This is a genomic window from Sporosarcina sp. resist (genome assembly GCF_014302295.1).
GTDB classification, from domain to species: Bacteria; Bacillota; Bacilli; order Bacillales_A; family Planococcaceae; genus Sporosarcina; species Sporosarcina psychrophila.
The window spans coordinates 3,464,990-3,485,122 of record NZ_CP060287.1 but is presented as its reverse complement, the minus strand read 5'-3'; the positions used below and the strand labels follow the sequence as shown (position 1 = coordinate 3,485,122).

Below are 20,133 nucleotides of genomic sequence, written 5' to 3'. Positions count from 1 at the left end.
GAGCTAAGAAAGTATAAGTTTTTCAACATGGAACAGTGTCTAGCTCCAGGCGCCTAGGAGATTGGGGCATAAGCCAGTCCGGCTATGTGTGCAAAGAACGCCACGTCACCGGCCCTTCTTATGCATGTCGTGGGCCTCTACAGGCTGCGTTCATTTATAATAGGCGCTTGTGCTTTTCTTAAGAAAAAAGAATAGATGGAGGATACAAATGAGCAATCCAAAATATAAACGTATCGTCTTGAAATTAAGCGGAGAAGCACTTGCTGGTGATCAAGGTTTCGGTCTATCGCCAGAAGTTATTAAAAACGTTGCAATACAAGTGAAAGAAGTTGTTGACCTAGATGTCGAAGTTGCCGTTGTTGTCGGAGGCGGAAATATTTGGCGCGGTAAAGTTGGCAGTGAAATGGGAATGGATCGTGCGACAGCAGATTACATGGGCATGCTCGCTACGGTTATGAATTCCCTTGCTCTACAAGATTCACTTGAGAAAATTGGCGTTGAAACTCGTGTCTCTTCATCAATTGAAATGAGACAAGTTGCGGAACCATACATACGCCGCAAAGCAATCCGCCATCTTGAAAAGAAACGTGTCGTCATTTTTGCAGCAGGTACGGGGAATCCGTATTTCTCAACTGATACGACAGCAGCGCTCCGCGCAGCTGAAATTGAAGCGGACGTCATTCTTATGGCGAAAAACAATGTGGACGGCGTTTATTCAGCTGACCCGGCTAAAGATAAGAATGCAGTTAAATACTTAGAACTATCGTTTTTGGATGTCATTAACCAAGGGCTTGAAGTAATGGATTCAACGGCTTCAACTCTATGTATGGACAACGATATCCCACTCGTAGTATTCTCTATTATGGAAAATGGAAATATTAAGAGAGCTGTCCTAGGTGAATCGATCGGGACGGTCGTCAGGAGGAATTTATAATGGCTAACGAAGTAATGGATCAAGCGAAAGATCGTATGGAAAAAGCAATTGGTGGATATACGAGAGAACTAGCTTCTATTCGTGCAGGACGTGCAAGCGCTGCAATGCTGGACAGATTAACTGTTGAGTATTACGGTGCTCCTACTCCAATATCACAGATGGCTGGTATTTCAGTACCTGAGGCACGTCTGCTTGTCATTCAACCCTATGACAAGACAATACTTGCTGATATTGAAAAGGCAATCATGAAATCGGATATCGGAATTACACCTTCTAATGATGGTAGCGTTATCCGCCTTGCTGTTCCAGCATTGACAGAAGATCGCCGAAAAGAACTTGTGAAATCTGTGAAAAAAGAAGCAGAGGAAGCAAAAATAGCGATACGTAATGTTCGTCGTGATGCGAATGAAGATTTCAAGAAACTTGAAAAAAGTAGTTCAATTACTGAGGATGAACTACACCGTTATGGTGAAGAAATCCAAAAGTTGACGGATTCACAAATCGTGAGAATCGATGAAATTGCAAAAGATAAAGAAAACGAAATCATGGAAATCTGATAGAAGAACTTTCTATATTCCGAGACGTCCTTATTTCAGGACGTCTTTTTCTTTGCTTAGGAAATTATAAAGTTCTTGGCTTGTGGATAATTCGTGAAAGGTGCTATTCCACGTCGAGACACCAACGCCCCTGAACAGGCGTTTCCGCATTTGTTCTTTATGAACAGCAATAAAAAATGAAATTAACCGTCTAATTTGTTACGATAGAGTATGTACTTGCTCTGATAGTAGCTGAGTGGAGGAAACGATATGCTGGAAAAAATATTTGGGAAAAAAACTGTGGTGGCAGCTAGTTCAATTTCGGACCGAATGACAACTGTTAAAAGCAAGCATATCCCTGCCCACGTGGCGATTATTATGGATGGCAACGGCAGATGGGCGAAACGGCGTAATTTACCAAGAATTGCAGGTCATCATGAAGGGATGAAAAAGGTTCGTGTAATAACACGTATTGCAAATGACCTTGGTGTAAAAGTACTTACACTTTACGCCTTCTCAACGGAAAATTGGAAACGACCGAAACTAGAAATAGATTTCTTGATGAAACTTCCAGGAGAGTTTCTTAGTACCTACCTCCCCGAACTAATTGAGCAAAACGTGAAGGTTGAAATGATTGGAAACTTTGATATGTTGCCTGAACATACGAAAAAAGCAATTAGTAAAGCAATTGAAGAAACAAAGCACAATGACGGTTTAACATTGAACTTTGCCATGAATTACGGCAGCAGGCTTGAACTTGTCGAATCTGTCAAAGAAATAGTGGCACTGGTAGCGGACGGCTCAATTAATCCTGAAGATATTGATGAGTCACTAATTGGATCCCATTTAATGACCGCTCATTTACCGGAACCAGATTTACTGATCCGCACAAGCGGCGAAGTCAGGTTGTCCAATTTCATGCTATGGCAGCTCGCATATGCCGAGCTTTCTTTTACAGACGTGTTGTGGCCAGATTTTGATGAAATATGCATGCTGAATGCGATTGAAGAATTCCAATTGCGAAATAGACGTTTTGGTAGTGTAGAAGGGAATGGAGACGTTTGAAACAGAGGATACTAACGGCAATCGTTGCGCTTATCTTTTTCGTTCCACTAGTTGTAATAGGTGGGTTGCCCTTCACGATTGCAGTTTATGCAATTGCAACAATTGGGTTATATGAACTTTTACGGATGAGGGACATTCAATTAATTTCAATTGAAGGTATTTTGACATGGGTTGCGCTTGCAATATTACTTATGCCTGCCAATTGGAGCGGCACCGTCTTCGAAATGGTTGGTTATACAAAAATCGAAATGACATTTGCTATTGTCCTTATGCTATTGATTTATACAGTTGTTGTTAAAAATCGATTTACGTTCGATCATGCAGCTTTTTCTGTGTTGGGTGTGTTGTATGTCGGAATTGGGTTTTATTATTTGATTGAAACGAGATTATTCGGAATCGAATATGTCGTATATGCTTTGATGGTAATTTGGGTTACGGATTCCGGTGCCTATTTCACAGGTAGAAAAATAGGTAAGCGTAAATTGTGGCCGGAGATCTCCCCGAACAAGACAGTGGAAGGTTTTGTAGGCGGTGTATTGTCAGCTGTTGTTTTTGCTTGCATCTTCCAAATCTACTTCCCTATTGCTTCTACATATATCATACTTATTGTTGTGACGATTATTGCATCGATTGTCGGGCAATTGGGCGACCTTGTCGAATCGGCACTAAAAAGGCATTATGAAGTGAAGGATTCAGGAAAGCTCCTGCCAGGTCATGGTGGGATTCTAGACAGGTTCGATAGTCTCCTTTTTGTACTGCCATTACTTCATTTTCTACACTTTGTAGGATAAGGGAAAGGGTGTCTACATGACAAAGAAAATAAGTCTACTAGGGGCTACAGGCTCCATCGGTATACAGACACTGGATATCATTGGTTCCAACCCCGATAAATTTAAGCTCGTATCTTTTTCAGCTGGTTTGAATATCGATAGTGTAAGGGAAATTGCTTCAGCGCATCATCCACAAATGATATCTGTAATAAGATGTGAAGATGCCGAAATGCTGAAAACAGAATTTCCCGCTATCGAATTTGTTTACGGAGATGAAGGCCTTGTTGAAGTTGCGGCACGTACGGGTGCTGATATATTGCTTAATGCCGTCATCGGCAGTGTTGGACTTAAACCAACACTTGAAGCAATCCGCGCTGGGATAACTATCGCTATTGCCAATAAGGAAACACTTGTCGCAGCAGGAGAAATCGTTATGAGCGAAGCCCGTAAATACGGTGTTCCGATTTTACCCGTGGATAGTGAGCATTCAGCACTTTTCCAAGCGTTGAACGGTGAAGATCCGAAACGTATTTCTAGGCTCATTTTGACGGCTTCAGGCGGAAGTTTCAGGGATCTTACCCGGGCAGAACTTTCAAACGTGACGCTTGAACAGGCTCTTGCGCATCCTAATTGGTCAATGGGCAATAAATTAACAATCGACTCGGCGACCATGTTGAACAAGGGGCTTGAAGTGATTGAGGCACACCATCTTTTTGCAATGCCTTATGAAAAAATTGATTGTTTGCTTCATAAGGAAAGTATCATCCATTCGATGATCGAGTTCGAAGACACAAGTGTCATGGCACAACTTGGTTCACCAGATATGCGCGTACCTATCCAATATGCTTTGACCTATCCAGATCGGATTCCGATGCAAAACGCGAAACCGCTTCGTCTCGAAGAAATTGGAATGTTGCATTTTGAGAAAATGGATCTAGTTCGTTTTAAGGCGTTGGGACTTGCATATGCTGCTGGTAAAGAAGGTGGTACAATGCCAGCTGCCATGAATGCTGCAAATGAAGTGGCTGTAGCGTTGTTTATGAATGGTCGTATTCCATTTGTGCAAATTGAAGACATCATTGAACGGGTAATGGAGGCGCATCGAACAATTCTAACTCCGAGTCTTGAAGCAATTTTGGAAACAGATTCGCTTACTCGAAAAATGGTGTATGCTATGGTAGAATGAGTTTTTTAGAAACGGCCAAAGAGGTCAGTGAAGGTGGTTTTTCATGGAAACCGTTATTTCGTTTATAATCGTATTCGGTACTTTGGTCTTTTTTCATGAACTAGGACATTTCTTGTTTGCGAAAAAGGCTGGAATCATGGTGCGTGAATTCGCAATAGGATTCGGCCCTAAAATTATTGGTATTCAAAAAGGTGAAACGTTATATACAGTTAGACTTCTGCCGCTTGGTGGTTATGTCCGGATGGCAGGAGAAGACTTTGATACGGTTGCATTACAGGCTGGTTATCGTGTAGGTCTATTAATTAATGCTGCGAATGAAGTTGAAAAGATTTACTTGAACCGCAATGTTGCGAATCCTGACGTTCTATTCCTTGAAACCGAGTCATCTGATTTGGAAAAGGAACTATTCATCGAAGGCTATGATGAAGAAGGGCAGCTTGTCCGTTACAATGTATCTAGAAAAGCGGTTATCTATGAGAAGGGGCAGAAAACACTTATTGCCCCGTATGATCGCCAATTCGAATCGAAGTCTCTTGGCGGTCGAGCGATGACTATCTTTGCAGGTCCATTGTTTAACTTTATTCTGGCGTTTTTCATATTCCTTACGATCGGACTGTTACAAGGTGTACCGACATATGAACCCGTTATTACAAACGTGGTTAGCGGTGATCCTGCACAGGTTGCTGGTATGAAAGATGGAGACTTCGTTAAAGTGGTCGATGGCAAACCCATCGAAACATGGCAGGAGTTTGCTGAAATCATTCAAAATAGTCCCGGTGTACTGCTCCAGCTTGAAGTGGATCGTAACGGTGATTCGGTGATGATGGATGTTGTACCAAAGACACTTGAAGAAAAAGGTAAAGAATACGGCCAGATTGGCGTGAAGTATACAAGCCCAGTAGTGAAAGGTCCGTTAAAAGCAGTTCAGTATGGGGTAGAAGAAACAATTGTATGGTTTAAAAGAATTGCCGAATTACTCGGAATGCTCGTAACAGGTCAATTGTCATTCGACGCCTTATCAGGTCCTGTAGGTATTTACCAAGCTACTGGGGAAGTGGCGCAGCACGGTATATATAGTCTCATGAACTGGGCGGCAATTTTAAGCATTAACCTGGGGATTATGAACTTGTTGCCATTGCCAGCACTTGACGGCGGAAGGTTATTATTCTTCCTGTTTGAAGCAATTCGTGGTAAGCCAATCGCCAAACAAAAAGAAGGAATGGTCCATTTTGTAGGGATTGTTCTGTTGATGTTACTTATGCTTATAGTAACCTGGAATGATATACAGCGCTTTTTCTTTTAAAGAAAAGCGCAAGGCGCCGTTTAGCCCCGACAAGCGCTGTAGTGCCTTTATCGACAGAACCGATGCAACTTGGCTTAGGTCGGCACGTATCTCTGAGCGCCGTAGCGAATTAAATGGGATTCTTTATATTGACCTATATACCAAGGAATTCCAAAAACAATACTTAAGGTGGGAACATAGATGAAACAATCGCGAACATTCATACCTACGATGCGTGAAGTACCTTCTGATGCCGATGTAAAATCACATCAATTACTTTTACGCGCAGGTTTTATCCGACAAAATACAAGTGGAATTTATTCATTCCTACCTTTGGGAAAGAAAGTACTTCAAAAAGTCGAGACAATTATCCGTGAAGAGATGGAAGCAGTCGAAGCTGTAGAAGTATTTATGCCTGCTATGCAACAAGCGGAACTGTGGCAGGAAACTGGCAGATGGTACTCATATGGTCCTGAGCTATTCAGAATGACTGATCGGCATAAAAGGGAATTCGCCCTCGGTGCGACTCATGAAGAAGTAATTACTTCACTTGTTCGCGATGAAGTGAAATCTTATAAGAAGCTACCACTGACAATGTTCCAAATACAGACGAAGTTCAGGGATGAACAGCGTCCACGTTTCGGACTTCTGCGAGGACGCGAATTCATCATGAAAGATGCGTATTCCTTCCATGCGACGGAAGAAAGTCTTGATGAGAAATACCAGGAAATGATGCAAGCCTATACGAATATCTTTACAAGGCTTGGGCTTGATTTCCGTGCAGTTATGGCAGACGGTGGATCAATCGGTGGTACAGATACACATGAATTCATGGCGCTGTCTGACATTGGTGAAGATACAATTGCATATAGTGATTCTTCCTCATATGCAGCTAACATTGAAATGGCTGAAGTGAATGTCAACTATGAAAAACTGGATGAAGCATTGCGGGAAGTAGAAAAAGTCGCAACGCCTGATCAAAAAACAATCAGCGAAGTTGCTTCATACCTGAATGTCGATGCAACTCGTCTTATTAAGACACTTATCTTCAAAGCAGATGATGAGCTAATCGCAGTCCTTTGTCGTGGAGATCATGAAATCAATGATATTAAGTTGAAAAATGTACTTGGTGCCTCAGAAGTTGAGTTCGCAGCTGAAGGTGATGTTACTGAGCTTCTTTCTTGTGGGGTTGGTTCAATCGGGCCAGTTAAACTTCCTCTTGATCTTAAAGTGATTGCAGATCACTCAGTCGCATCAATCGTCAACGGTGTATGCGGAGCAAACGAAGACGGTTTCCATTTGACAAATGTCAATCCAGAACGTGATTTTGCTGTGGATCGCTATGAAGATCTTCGTTTCATCCTCGAAGGAGACGCGTCTCCGGATGGCAAGGGTACCATTAAGTTTGCCAAAGGAATTGAACTTGGACATATATTCAAATTAGGTACGACATATAGTGAACCGATGGGCGGAACATTCCTTGATGAAAACGGCAGATCGAAACCGTACATCATGGGCTGTTATGGCATTGGCGTATCACGTATACTTGCAGCTGTCGCGGAACAGTTCAATGATGAGTACGGATTGAAATGGCCGAAGAAGATTGCGCCATTTGATGTCCATCTAATTGCCGTAAATCTTAAAGATGAAAGTCAGAAAGAATTGGCTGACGAATTATATAGTGTTCTAAAATCTTACAGATATGATGTCCTGTATGATGATCGTCCTGAACGTGCAGGCGTTAAATTCGCAGATTCAGATTTAATTGGTCTACCGATTCGCATTACAATCGGGAAAAGAGCTTCAGAAGGAATTGTCGAAATCAAATTCAGACAAACCGGGGAAACTGCTGAATGGCAAAAAGAAGAACTAACTGAAAAGTTACAAGCATTTTTCACAGCTGAATAACTATTGAGAAGGGAAGGCCGCATGTCGGTACTTCCCTTCTTTTTCGAAAGATTAAGAAAGAATGTGTTTTTTGACCTAGAACAGTGTCTAGCTCCAGGCGCCAGCCGCTCGGTCATAAGCAATCTAGCTATGTGGCAAAGAGCGCCACGTCCCTGGATCGACTTATGCCTGTCGCGTCCAGACGGCGCCTTGCGCTTTTCTTACTGATGAAGGATTGGAGAGGCTTATGGACGCTATAAATAAACTATATATCTTGCTGCAACAAATCGAGATGACAGATGATCAATATGTCATTCACTTTGAACATGCGGAACTTAACCGTGTGAACATTCACCGAAAATCAAGAGTGTGGCAATTTAATTTAACGCTCGACAAGCCATTACCAGTAGATGTCTATACAGTGTTTTCGCAACGTATCAATAAAACATTTGCGGCAATTGCGAGGGTTAAGCTTCATATTACATCCAGAAACCAGGAAGTAGATGGGCAATTACTAACGGATTATTGGCCATTTATCATCGAAGAGTTGAGTGATATGTCTCCGCCAATCAGAGAACTTCTTATTGGACAAAAGCCGGTCATGACGGGTGGTAAAATGACGCTTTCTTGTACGAATGATTTGGAACTACAAATGATGAAAGGCAAATATGCTGGACTCATCACGGATGTGTATACATCATTCGGATTTCCGCGGCCTGTCGTCGATTTCAAATTGACAGATGAAGATAGCGGAGCGGAAGCTGCCCGTGAAGCATTTATGGCGCAACGGCTAGCGGAAGAGGAAGCGTATGGTAAAAAAGCGCTTGAAGATTTAAAACTAAGGGAAACATCCCAGAAAGAAAGTGGCACTGTATCTGGACCATTCCGTCTCGGAACGCCAATTAAACCAGATGAGCCTATGCTCGAAATTCAGCAAATTCAGGACGAAGAACGTCGCGTGACAATAGAAGGCTATGTGTTTGATACGGATGTTCGTGAACTGCGGAGTGGACGCTCACTGTTGACGATTAAAGTAACAGATTACACGGATTCAATTCTTGTTAAAATGTTCTCGCGTGATAACGAAGATGCGGAAATGATGAAGGCGCTGAAAAAAGGGACATGGATTCGAGCCCGCGGCGGTATCCAAAACGATACGTTCGTACGGGATCTTATTATGATGGCTCAAGACGTTATGGAAGTGTCTCCTATTATCAGACAAGACAAGGCGCCGAAGGACCGAAAACGGATTGAACTGCATGCACACACGACGATGAGTCAGATGGATGCCGTTGTATCTGCATCTGCACTTGTTGAACAAGCGGCGAAATGGGGACACCCCGCAATCGCAATTACAGATCACGCGAACGTTCAATCATTTCCAGAGGCGTATAACGCTGGAAAAAAACATGGTGTGAAAGTCATTTTCGGACTAGAAGCAAATCTAGTGGATGACGGAGTGCCTATCGTTTTTGATGAACAGCATAGAAAGCTTGAAGATGATTCATTTGTAGTATTTGACGTTGAGACGACAGGACTTTCCGCTGTGTATGACAGAATCATCGAGCTGGCTGCAGTCAGAGTGAAAAATGGTGAGATTATTGAGACGTTCGAAAGATTCTCAAATCCGCATCATCCGCTATCATCGACAACGACCAGATTGACGGGAATTACCGACGAAATGGTAAAAAATGCACCGGAAATTGAGGATGTCACGAAAGATTTCGTCGAATTTATTGGCGATTCGATTCTTGTTGCCCATAATGCGAAATTCGATATGGGCTTCTTTTATCAAGCATGTAAAAAGGCGGACTTGGAAGCCGCGGCCTATCCGGTTATCGATACGCTCGAACTGGCCCGCTTCTTGTACCCAGAAATGGGTAATCACAGGCTTGGTACGTTAGCGAAAAAGTTCGGAATCGAACTGACTCAGGCTCACCGAGCAATCTATGATACCGAAGCGACTGCACATCTGTTCCTTCGTTTGTTAAAAGATGCGGAAAGCAAAGGCATCGAATACTTGGATGACTTTAACCGCCATATTGGTGAAGGTGACGTCTATAAACGGTCCCGTCCATCGCATTGTACACTTTTAGCGGTGGATGATGAAGGATTGAAAAACCTGTTCAAACTTGTTTCGTACTCACATATGGATTATTTCTACCGTATTCCGCGTATTCCGCGTTCATTGCTAGTTAAATACCGTAAAGGGCTGCTTGTTGGCTCTGGTTGTGATAAAGGTGAAGTGTTCGAGGGGCTTATGCAGAAACCGATGGAAGAAGTAGAGGAAATTGCGAAGTTTTATGATTACCTTGAAGTCCATCCCAAACCAGTTTATTCGCATTTGCTTGAACTTGAATTGATTCGCGATGAGTGGAATATGGAAGACATAATGCGGAAACTAATCAAGCTTGGAAAAAAGGTTGGTTTACCCGTTTGTGCAACTGGAAATGTCCATTACATTGATGAAACGGATGCAACATTCCGCCAAGTACTTGTCAGATCACAAGGTGGAGCCAATCCGATGAACAGGCATTCGCTACCGGCGGTCCAATTCCGGACGACGGATGAGATGCTGGAAGAGTTTGCGTTTCTAGGTCAAGAAGTCGCGGAAGAAATAGTCATCGACAACCCGCATGCAATTTTAGAAAGAATCGGTAACGTAAAGCCAATCAAAGATGATCTTTATACCCCTACAATCGAAGGTGCGGATGAAGAAGTACGTGAACTGACGTATTCGATGGCGCACGGAATCTATGGTGAGCAATTGCCGGAAATCATCGAAGCACGTATTGAAAAAGAACTAAAATCGATTATTGGTCACGGCTTTGCGGTTATCTACCTTATTTCGCATAAACTCGTGAAGAAATCGCTAGATGAAGGGTATCTGGTTGGGTCTCGGGGGTCTGTCGGTTCGTCGCTTGTTGCTACGATGATGGAAATCACCGAAGTAAATCCAATGCCGCCACATTATATTTGTCCGACCTGTAAGGTAGCCGAGTTTTTCGATGATGGATCTGTCAGTTCTGGCTACGATCTTCCAGACAAAATGTGCCCAACATGCGAAACGCCGTTCAAAAAAGATGGTCAGGATATCCCGTTTGAAACTTTCCTTGGATTTAACGGGGATAAAGTTCCCGATATTGACCTCAACTTCAGTGGTGATTATCAAGCACATGCTCATAATTATACGAAGGAACTGTTCGGTGAAGATTTTGTTTATCGTGCAGGGACGATTGGAACAGTCGCTGAGAAGACCGCCTATGGCTATGTACGCGGCTATATGAATGATAATAATTTGAACTTCCGTGGCGCTGAAATTGATCGACTGGTACAAGGTTGTTCAGGCGTTAAACGGAATACGGGGCAGCATCCCGGCGGAATTATCGTTGTTCCGGATGATATGGATATATTCGATTTTACACCCATTCAGTTTCCGGCGAATGATTTGAATTCGAGTTGGAAGACGACTCATTTTGACTTCCATTCCATTGACAATAACTTGTTGAAACTCGATATTCTTGGTCATGATGATCCGACAATGATTAAAATGTTGCAGGATTTATCCGGCATTGATCCACTTACGATTCCACCGGATGATAAAGGCGTCATGGAATTATTCAGCGGTACAACTTCGCTTGGCGTCACTCCGGAGCAAATCGGTTGTAAGACGGGTACGCTTGGTGTGCCTGAGTTTGGGACAAGATTCGTACGGCAGATGCTTGAAGAAACGAAGCCATCGACGTTTTCGGAACTGATTCAAATTTCCGGATTGTCTCATGGTACGGACGTTTGGCTCGGCAACGCCCAGGAATTGATTCAGAACAAAACTTGCGAATTGAAAGACGTTATTGGTTGTCGTGATGATATTATGGTGTACCTGATCTATCAAGGGCTAGATCCGTCGATGGCCTTTCAGATTATGGAATTTGTCCGTAAAGGCCGCGGGTTGACACCGGAGTTTGAAGCGGAAATGAAAGCTCAAAGCGTACCTAACTGGTACATTGAATCTTGTAAAAAGATTAAATACATGTTCCCGAAAGCACACGCAGCTGCCTATGTATTGATGGCGCTACGCATCGCATACTTCAAAGTGCATCATCCAATTCTGTACTATGCAACATACTTCACAATACGGGCAACGGACTTCGATCTACTGACGATGACGAAGGGGTCTGCGTCGGTTAGAGCGCAAGTTAAAGAGATTAATGCAAAAGGGCTTGATGCAACGCCGAAAGAAAAGAGCTTGCTCACGGTACTTGAAATTGCGCTGGAAATGTGGGAGCGCGGTATTTCATTGGCAAGACCAGATTTGTATAAATCCGACGCAACAACATTCCTTATTGAAGGCGATACACTGATTCCGCCATTTAATTCAGTTCCTTCTCTTGGAACGAACGTTGCGAATTCAATTGTTGAAGCAAGGAAAGACGGAGAATTTCTTTCGAAAGAAGATTTCCAACAGCGCGGCCGTGTTTCGAAGACAATTGTCGAGTATATGGACGCATTAGGTTGTTTGGAAGGTATGCCTGATGCGAATCAGCTGTCCCTCTTCTAGGATTTTTGCTGGGTTTTTCGAAATACAATATGTAGCGTTGTTTAACATCTATTGTATAATCCCCGCAAAGGAAGCTGGAATTATGCAAACAAACCGAACTCTTCTTGTTCGGTTTGTTTGCACCAGCAAATATCGTATGGTATGATGGGAACAACTTTTGTAATAGTCTTGCGCAAAAAGAGTGGGATTTCCCGCTCTTTTCTGTTGTTCTGTACTGTTTTTTAATTTTATTTGGTAGAAGTTCAGGCTTTCATCAAATAAAGTTAGAGCCTCCGGCGGATGCCACAGATTTTGTAGTGAATTAAATCTACCTAATCTTGGCGCAAATACGCCGAGGCGTATTTGATTAATATTTCGGGAGGGCTAAGATGAGTAATATTACGGAAGAAGTCGCAAAAATCGCCGGTCCAATTGTAGAGGAACTAGAATTGGAACTTGTCGATGTAGAGTTCGTTAAAGAAGGAAGAGACTGGTTTTTACGGGTCTATATTGATACACCTAACGGAAGCATCGATATTGATCAGTGCTCTCAAGTTAGTGAAAAGTTGAGTGAAGAGCTTGACCGTACTGATCCAATTCCGCAAAACTACTTTCTTGAAGTGTCTTCACCAGGCGCAGAGCGTCCGTTGAAGAAGGAAGAAGATTTTCAAAAAGCGATTGGACAGTTCGTATTCATTAAAACGTACGAAGCCATTAAAGATATGAAAGAGTTCGAAGGTTATTTATTGGCATATGGTCCTGAAGGCGCTGAAGTTGAAATGCGCATTAAGACTAGAAAAATAAAAGTTGTAATCGAACTGGATAAAATCGCACTTGCCCGTTTGGCAATCGACTTTTCCGCATAATTGAATAGTAGGAGTGATTAACATGAGTAGTGATCTACTCGATGCATTGACAGCCTTAGAAAAGCAAAAAGGTATTTCTAGGGACGTATTAGTGGAAGCAATCGAAGCGGCACTTGTAACCGCATATAAACGCAATTTTAATCAGGCACAAAATGTGCGCGTTGACTTGAACCTTGATAAAGGAACAATGAAAGTTTATTCAAGAAAAGACGTTGTCGAAGAAGTCGAAGATGAGCGTCTACAAATCAGTCTTGAAGATGCACATAAAATCAACCCATCTTATGAACTTGAAGATGTTGTTGAAGAAGAAGTGACGCCACGCGACTTTGGTCGTGTTGCAGCACAAACTGCGAAGCAAGTTGTTACGCAGCGTGTGAGGGAAGCGGAACGTGGCATCATCTATGAAGAGTACGTCGATAGGGAAGATGATATCGTCAACGGTATTGTTGAACGCCTTGACGCACGAAATTTGTATGTTGGTCTTGGGAAAGTCGAAGCTGTTTTACCAGTAGGGGAACAGATCCCGACAGAAAAGTATCAACCCCATGATCGTATCAAAGTCTATATTACAAAAGTTGAACGTACATCACGTGGTCCGCAAGTGTTCGTATCAAGAACACATCCAGGACTTCTTCGCAGACTGTTTGAAGTTGAGGTTCCTGAAATCTTTGAAGGTATCGTTGAAATCAAATCGATTGCACGAGAAGCGGGAGATCGTTCTAAAATTTCAGTTCATACGAATAATGATGCAGTAGATCCGGTTGGTTCATGTGTAGGCGCAAGAGGTGCACGGGTTCAATCGATTTCAAATGAACTAAATGGCGAGAAAATCGATATCGTCGAATGGTCAGAGGATCCAGCTATATTCGTAGCAAATGCACTGAGTCCTTCAAAAGTAATTGACGTTCAGGTAAATGAAGAAGATCGATCGACAACGGTTGTTGTACCTGACTATCAATTGTCACTTGCTATCGGGAAACGTGGTCAAAACGCTAGACTTGCTGCCAAGATGACTGGTTGGAAAATCGACATTAAGAGCGAAACGGATGCACGCGAACTTGGGATTTATCCGTCAGCCACTAGTGCGTTAATCATAGAACAAGTCCAGTTGGATGGGGACGCGAACGAAAGCGACCCGTACTTCGTTGAAGATGAAGTAACAGAAGACGTTGGAACTGAAACAATCGATCTGTATACGGATACGGAAAACGAAGACTGAGAGGAAAGGTTGAGCACACATGACAAACATGAAAAAAATTCCTTTGCGTAAATGTGCGGCGACAGGCAATATGTTTCCCAAAAAGGAAATGATTCGCATCGTCCGCCCGAAAGAAGGGGAAGTTTCAGTCGATCTCACTGGCAAGAAATCAGGCCGCGGGACATATGTGTCAAAATCCGAAGAAGCAGTTGAATCCGCGCGCCGTAACAGATCGATTGAAAGTCAACTTGGAACGGCCGTACCTGAACAGGTATTTGAGGATCTTCTCCACGCGATCCGCCGGGAGGCATTAAAATGACAGATCCGAAAAAGATTTATCAAATGCTTGGCATGGCGGCGCGGGCAAGAATGCTTATAATGGGTGAAGATTTGGTTGTTCGGGAAATTCGTGCCGGCAAAGCGCGTCTTGTAATTATTTCAGAAGACGCATCTAAAAATACATTGAAGAAATTAACTGATAAAAGTGCATTTTACAACGTTGAGAAGCATGTTTTCGGGACTCGAGAAGAGCTTGGACATGCAGTTGGAAAAGAGTCGCGAGTGGTGCTTGCGCTAACGGACAGCGGTTTTGCTAAAAAGGTGTCCGGGCTACTCAACGAATATAACCGGGGGTGGACTAATGACGAAAATACGAGTACACGAATACGCGAAACAAGTGAATCGGACGAGTAAAGAAGTTATTGATGAGCTTGGAAAGATAAATGTAAGTGTTACAAATCATATGTCGACATTAGATAATGATTCGATTACAAAGCTGAATAGTAAATTCAGTGGCAATGTCACTAAACCAAGTGCGCCAAAAGTAGAAACGAAGGGTGCTGAACAAAAAATGGCTCCAAAACCATCACAAGGTTCGACAGGCGGCAATCGCCCAGCGCAAGGCTCAACAGGCGGCAATCGCCCATCACAAGGATCAACAGGCGGCAATCGCCCATCACAAAGCTCAACAGGCGGCAACCGTCCATCACAAAGCTCAACAGGTGGCAACCGTCCAGCACAAAGTTCAACAGGTGGCAACCGTCCATCACAAAGCTCAACAGGTGGCAATCGCCCATCACAAAGCTCAACAGGTGGCAACCGTCCAGCACAAAGTTCAACAGGCGGCAATCGCCCAGCGCAAGGTTCAACAGGTGGCAACCGTCCAGCACAAGGCGCACCAAGTGGACAAGGCGGACGCCCAGGTGGCGGAGGTCCAAGTCGTCCAGGTGGCGGTCGCGGTGGACGTCCACCAGCACGTGGTATAAACCAAGGGCGTAGAAGATATCGTCCAGCGAACCCGATTCCAAAAGTGGAAAAACCGTTACCGGAAAAAATCACTTTCTACGAATCACTGTCAGTTGCTGAACTAGCGAACAAACTAGGCCGGGAACCGTCTGGAATCATCAAAAAACTCTTCATGCTTGGTATCATGGCTACAATCAACCAAGAATTGGACAAAGATGCGATTGAACTCATCTGCGCAGATTATGAAGTTGAAGTAGAAGAAGAAATTCGTATCGATGTAACTGATCTTGAAACGTACTTTGAGGAGCATGAAGAAACAGCTATTGCTTCAATTGAACGTCCTCCAGTCGTTACAATCATGGGGCATGTTGACCACGGTAAAACGACACTTCTAGACTCGATTCGTAATACGAAAGTTACACAAGGCGAAGCGGGCGGTATCACACAGCATATTGGTGCCTACCAAATCGAAGAAAAGGGCAAGAAAATAACATTCCTTGATACACCAGGTCACGCGGCGTTCACAACGATGCGTGCACGCGGTGCGAAAGTGACTGATATTACGATTCTTGTTGTAGCAGCGGATGATGGTGTTATGCCACAAACAATCGAAGCAATCAACCATGCGAAAGCGGCTGAAGTTCCGATTATCGTTGCAGTGAATAAGATGGATAAGCCTTCTGCAAATCCAGACCGTGTTATGCAAGAATTAACAGACCAAGGACTTGTTGCTGAAGCATGGGGCGGAGATGCAATTTTCGTACCAATCTCAGCATTAAAAGGCGAAGGAATTGACCAGTTGATTGAAATGGTTCTTCTTGTTGCCGAAGTCGCTGAACTAAAAGCTGATCCAAACATACGCGCACGCGGAAGTGTTATTGAAGCTTCTCTTGATAAAGGTCGCGGTGCTGTTGCAACGCTTCTTGTACAAGACGGAACGCTTCGTGTAGGTGATCCAATCGTAGTTGGTAACACATACGGTCGTGTACGTGCGATGGTAAGTGACATTGGACGCCGCGTGAAAGAAGCTGGCCCATCTACACCGATTGAAATTACAGGGTTAAGCGATGTACCTCAAGCTGGAGATCGTTTTGTTGTCTTTGAAGACGAGAAAACAGCACGCCAAATCGGGGAAACTAGAGCTGGTGAAGCGCTGCAAGATCAACGCGTTGAGAAAACACGTGTAACACTTGATAACTTGTTTGATCATATGAAACAAGGCGAAATCAAAGAATTGAACTTAATCGTAAAAGCAGACGTACAAGGTACGGTTGAAGCGATGGCATCTTCACTTATGAAAATTGAAGTTGAAGGCGTCAACGTTAAAATCATCCACACAGGTGCTGGCGCGATTAATGAATCTGATATTTCACTTGCTGCTGCATCAAATGCTATCGTTATTGGATTCAACGTTCGTCCAGATGTCAACGCGAAACGCGCGGCTGAAGAAGAAGGCGTTGAAATCAGACAACACCGTGTCATCTATAAAGTGATTGAAGAAATCGAATTGGCAATGAAGGGTATGCTTGACCCTGAATACGAAGAAAAAGTTATCGGCCAAGTTGAAGTACGCGAAACAATTAAAGTGTCTAAAATCGGAACGATTGCGGGAAGCTATGTGACGAGCGGTAAGATTACTCGTGATTCAAGCGTTCGTATCGTTCGCGACAACATCGTCATCTTCGAAGGCGAAATAGATACATTGAAACGCTTTAAAGACGATGCAAAAGAAGTAGCAAAAGGCTATGAATGTGGTATTACAATCAAAAACTTTGACGATATACATGTAGACGACGTTATCGAAGCCTTCATCATGGAAGAAATTAAACGAGTATGATTGTCTATGCGGAATGTTCATTCTTCATTCCGGAGGCGGCTTCATTGAAAGAGAAGCGGTCTGTTTTAAAACGGATGACGGACAGAGTCAAAAATGACTATAATGTCTCCATCTCAGAACTAGATCATCAGGATCTGTGGCAACGAACAACAATCGCTCTTGTTGCTGTTGCCTCATCAAAAGATGCAGCTGAGCGTGAGGTTAGGCGGGCAATCCGACTTTTGGAGTCAAATCCAGAATGGGAATTGTCCAACTTAACGCTCGACTATTATTAAAACGGGATTGGGGTGACCATCCATGACAATGCGTGCTAATCGTGTTGCAGAGCAGATGAAAAAAGAGCTTGGTGAAATCATCGGTCAAAAAATTAAAGATCCACGAATCGGTTTTGTTACAGTAACTGATGTCGAGGTGACTGGTGATCTTCAACATGCAACGATTTACATTTCCGTTCTTGGAAAAGATTCGGAAAAAAAGGATACACTAAGAGGGCTGAATCAGGCGAAAGGATATATTCGTACTGAAATCGGCCAGCGAATCAGGCTTCGGATAACACCCGAACTTAAGTTCGAATATGATACTTCCGTTGCATACGGAACTCGAATCGAATCACTTCTTAAACAGGTGAAAAACGAAGACAATGAAGTAGAAAAAGAGTAGGGTGCCGCTAAGATACGACGGGCATAAAGCGGGCCAGCGTCGCGGGGTACTATCCGCAGAGCTGGACTGATTTATGACCCTAGCATCTGGTACCCGGAGTCTAGCCAGAACAAAAAGGAGGAAGTCGGTGTCCACAAGGACTTTCCGGCTTCCTCCTTTTTACATATAGTAAGAATTGTGAAGGTGGTGGCGTGTATGAATGGAATACTTCCCCTGTGGAAGGAAAAAGGAATGACTTCGCATGATTGTGTATTCAAGTTGCGGAAGATTCTCGGTACGAAAAAAGTGGGACATACCGGTACACTTGATCCAAGCGTAGAGGGCGTATTGCCGATTTGTCTAGGACAGGCAACAAAGGTCGCTGAATATATAACAGATTCTGGCAAAGAATATATTGCGGTTGTATCCATTGGGACTGCAACTGAAACGGAAGATGCGGATGGAGCAGTCGTAGCTTCGGATTTATCACCAAAACATATTACACGAACGGAAATTGAAGCAGCGCTCGCCAAATTGACAGGCGAAATCGTCCAAATTCCACCGATGTATTCTGCTGTAAAAGTGAATGGTAAAAAGTTATATGAATATGCTCGAAAAGGCATTGAAGTTGAAAGGCCTGAACGGAAAGTGTTCATTCGTGAAATCGAATTGTTGGATCCTGTACAATGGTATGAAGGTGAAACAGTTTCATTCCGCATCCGAGTTGCTTGCGGCAAAGGAACGTACATCCGCACGCTTGCAGTCCAAATAGGGGAGCAACTGGGTTTCCCGGCGCATATGGCCGCATTAGTCCGTACATCGTCAGGAACGTACGTGCAGGACGATTGCCGTACATTGGATGAAGTGAGGGCTCTTCAAGAAGAAGGGCAAATAGCCTCGATACTTCGTCCGCTTGAAGATGCACTAAGTGATTTTACTGCGATTGAAATCCCTGAGGAGCTTCTGGAGAAAGTAGAAAATGGACAAGTGTTGCCGGAGCATCCACTGCTGGACACGGAAGAGGCACTCGTGTTTATGAATGAAGGCAAGGCACTTGCAGTATACAGGAAGCATCCTACCAAGCTTGGTCTTATGAAGCCTGAAAAGATGTTTCCATTGAACAGGTAAGGGGCGATACTAATGGACATCTACAAATTGCATTATCCAGAAACAATTACGATTGACGATGATGCGAATTACTCCCTTGCGATTGGTTTCTTTGACGGCTTGCATAGAGGTCATCAGACAGTGATCAACGAAGCGAAAAGAAAGGCCGAAGAACTAGGTATCCGCTCGGCTGTTATGACATTCGATCCGCATCCCTCTCATCTATTTGGTGATGGTGAAAATAAGGTAGGTTATATTACGCAGTATAAGGAAAAAGCTAGGCTACTTAGTGCAATGGGGATCGATGCTTTGTTCATCGTAACGTTTGACTGGGCACTTGCTTCGCTTTCGCCTAAGCAATTCGTGGATATTTTCTTGAAGGAACTACATGTTTTGCATGTTACTGCAGGGTTTGATTTTACATTCGGTTCGAAGGGCGCGGGCACCATGGAGCAGATGGCTGCTTTGTCAGACGGGGCATTCGGTACAACTGTTATTGAAAAAGTAACAGATAATGAGCAAAAGATTTCCTCAACACGGATTCGTGAGCTTTTGTCTAAAGGTAATGTTGAAGAGACAGAATTGCTTCTTGGAAGACCTTTCCGGACAGTGGGTATAGTCGTTGACGGCGAGAAAAGAGGAAGGCTGCTCGGATTCCCCACTGCCAACGTTATGCCAGAGAAAAGTACAGTGTTGCCTGCAAATGGCGTCTATGCAGTGCGTTTTACTGTGGATGAACAAACATATGAAGGTGTGTGTAATGTTGGCGTTAAACCGACGTTCCATGATCCAAGTGATAGACAGGCCGTCGTAGAAGTGCATGTACTCGATTTTACCGGAGATCTCTATGGTAAAGAAGCATTTGTAGACTGGGTGGGACATATCCGTCCTGAGCAAAAATTCGGTTCCATTGATCTGCTTGTCGAACAGATCGCCAAAGACAAAAAAAGCGCACAAGAGATTCTAGCAGTACGAGGATGATTGTTGCATTTCCAAAATAGGCGTGGTACTATAAATACGTGCCAATGTGCACAAACCATTCCT

General features: G+C 43.5%; 17 protein-coding genes. All 17 read left to right on the top strand.

Annotated elements, in window-relative coordinates; all coding sequences use genetic code 11:
• Positions 1-208: 208 nt before the first annotated feature.
• On the top strand, positions 209-934 hold the full coding sequence (gene pyrH / locus H7992_RS17040) for a UMP kinase (protein ID WP_067211178.1): 726 nt from the start codon (positions 209-211) through the stop codon (positions 932-934).
• Positions 934-1,491: a ribosome recycling factor gene (frr, locus tag H7992_RS17035; protein WP_067211177.1), complete on the top strand. Its 558-nt coding sequence runs from the start codon at positions 934-936 to the stop codon at positions 1,489-1,491. Before pyrH ends, frr begins: the two co-directional genes overlap by 1 nt.
• Before the next feature lie 249 nt (positions 1,492-1,740).
• Complete coding sequence (locus tag H7992_RS17030) at positions 1,741-2,535, top strand: undecaprenyl pyrophosphate synthase (RefSeq protein ID WP_187045379.1); 795 nt, start codon at positions 1,741-1,743, stop codon at positions 2,533-2,535.
• Positions 2,532-3,326, top strand: coding sequence for a phosphatidate cytidylyltransferase (locus H7992_RS17025; protein WP_187045378.1), 795 nt, complete (start codon positions 2,532-2,534; stop codon positions 3,324-3,326). The genes H7992_RS17030 and H7992_RS17025 overlap by 4 nt, the downstream gene beginning before the upstream one ends.
• 16 nt (positions 3,327-3,342) lie before the next feature.
• The gene (locus tag H7992_RS17020) at positions 3,343-4,491 is read left to right on the top strand and encodes a 1-deoxy-D-xylulose-5-phosphate reductoisomerase (protein WP_187045377.1); all 1,149 of its coding nucleotides are present in this window, start codon (positions 3,343-3,345) and stop codon (positions 4,489-4,491) included.
• Between the two features lie 43 nt (positions 4,492-4,534).
• Positions 4,535-5,794, top strand: coding sequence for an RIP metalloprotease RseP (gene rseP / locus H7992_RS17015; protein WP_187045376.1), 1,260 nt, complete (start codon positions 4,535-4,537; stop codon positions 5,792-5,794).
• A gap of 180 nt (positions 5,795-5,974) precedes the next feature.
• Positions 5,975-7,681 (top strand): proline--tRNA ligase, encoded by a 1,707-nt coding sequence (locus H7992_RS17010; protein WP_187045375.1) that lies wholly within the window; start codon positions 5,975-5,977, stop codon positions 7,679-7,681.
• A gap of 214 nt (positions 7,682-7,895) precedes the next feature.
• On the top strand, positions 7,896-12,218 hold the full coding sequence (locus tag H7992_RS17005) for a PolC-type DNA polymerase III (protein WP_370569894.1): 4,323 nt from the start codon (positions 7,896-7,898) through the stop codon (positions 12,216-12,218).
• 368 nt (positions 12,219-12,586) lie between these two features.
• The gene (rimP, locus tag H7992_RS17000) at positions 12,587-13,063 is read left to right on the top strand and encodes a ribosome maturation factor RimP (RefSeq protein ID WP_067211160.1); all 477 of its coding nucleotides are present in this window, start codon (positions 12,587-12,589) and stop codon (positions 13,061-13,063) included.
• A 22-nt stretch (positions 13,064-13,085) separates the two neighbouring features.
• On the top strand, positions 13,086-14,282 hold the full coding sequence (gene nusA / locus H7992_RS16995; RefSeq protein WP_187045374.1) for a transcription termination factor NusA: 1,197 nt from the start codon (positions 13,086-13,088) through the stop codon (positions 14,280-14,282).
• Between the two features lie 19 nt (positions 14,283-14,301).
• Positions 14,302-14,580 carry an RNase P modulator RnpM gene (rnpM, locus tag H7992_RS16990; RefSeq protein ID WP_067211155.1) on the top strand — a complete coding sequence of 93 codons (279 nt, stop codon included), beginning with the start codon at positions 14,302-14,304 and terminating at the stop codon, positions 14,578-14,580.
• Positions 14,577-14,954 (top strand): YlxQ family RNA-binding protein, encoded by a 378-nt coding sequence (locus H7992_RS16985; RefSeq protein ID WP_067211153.1) that lies wholly within the window; start codon positions 14,577-14,579, stop codon positions 14,952-14,954. The genes rnpM and H7992_RS16985 overlap by 4 nt, the downstream gene beginning before the upstream one ends.
• Positions 14,902-17,343, top strand: coding sequence for a translation initiation factor IF-2 (infB, locus tag H7992_RS16980; protein ID WP_187045373.1), 2,442 nt, complete (start codon positions 14,902-14,904; stop codon positions 17,341-17,343). Before H7992_RS16985 ends, infB begins: the two co-directional genes overlap by 53 nt.
• Before the next feature lie 44 nt (positions 17,344-17,387).
• Complete coding sequence (locus H7992_RS16975; RefSeq protein ID WP_370569893.1) at positions 17,388-17,618, top strand: DUF503 domain-containing protein; 231 nt, start codon at positions 17,388-17,390, stop codon at positions 17,616-17,618.
• A gap of 22 nt (positions 17,619-17,640) precedes the next feature.
• A complete protein-coding gene (gene rbfA, locus H7992_RS16970; RefSeq protein ID WP_067211145.1) occupies positions 17,641-18,003 on the top strand; it encodes a 30S ribosome-binding factor RbfA in 363 nt (120 codons plus the stop codon).
• A gap of 195 nt (positions 18,004-18,198) precedes the next feature.
• Positions 18,199-19,110, top strand: a complete 912-nt coding sequence (gene truB / locus H7992_RS16965; protein WP_187045372.1) for a tRNA pseudouridine(55) synthase TruB — start codon at positions 18,199-18,201, stop codon at positions 19,108-19,110.
• A gap of 12 nt (positions 19,111-19,122) precedes the next feature.
• The gene (locus H7992_RS16960) at positions 19,123-20,070 is read left to right on the top strand and encodes a bifunctional riboflavin kinase/FAD synthetase (protein ID WP_187045371.1); all 948 of its coding nucleotides are present in this window, start codon (positions 19,123-19,125) and stop codon (positions 20,068-20,070) included.
• The last annotated feature ends 63 nt before the right edge of the window (positions 20,071-20,133 follow it).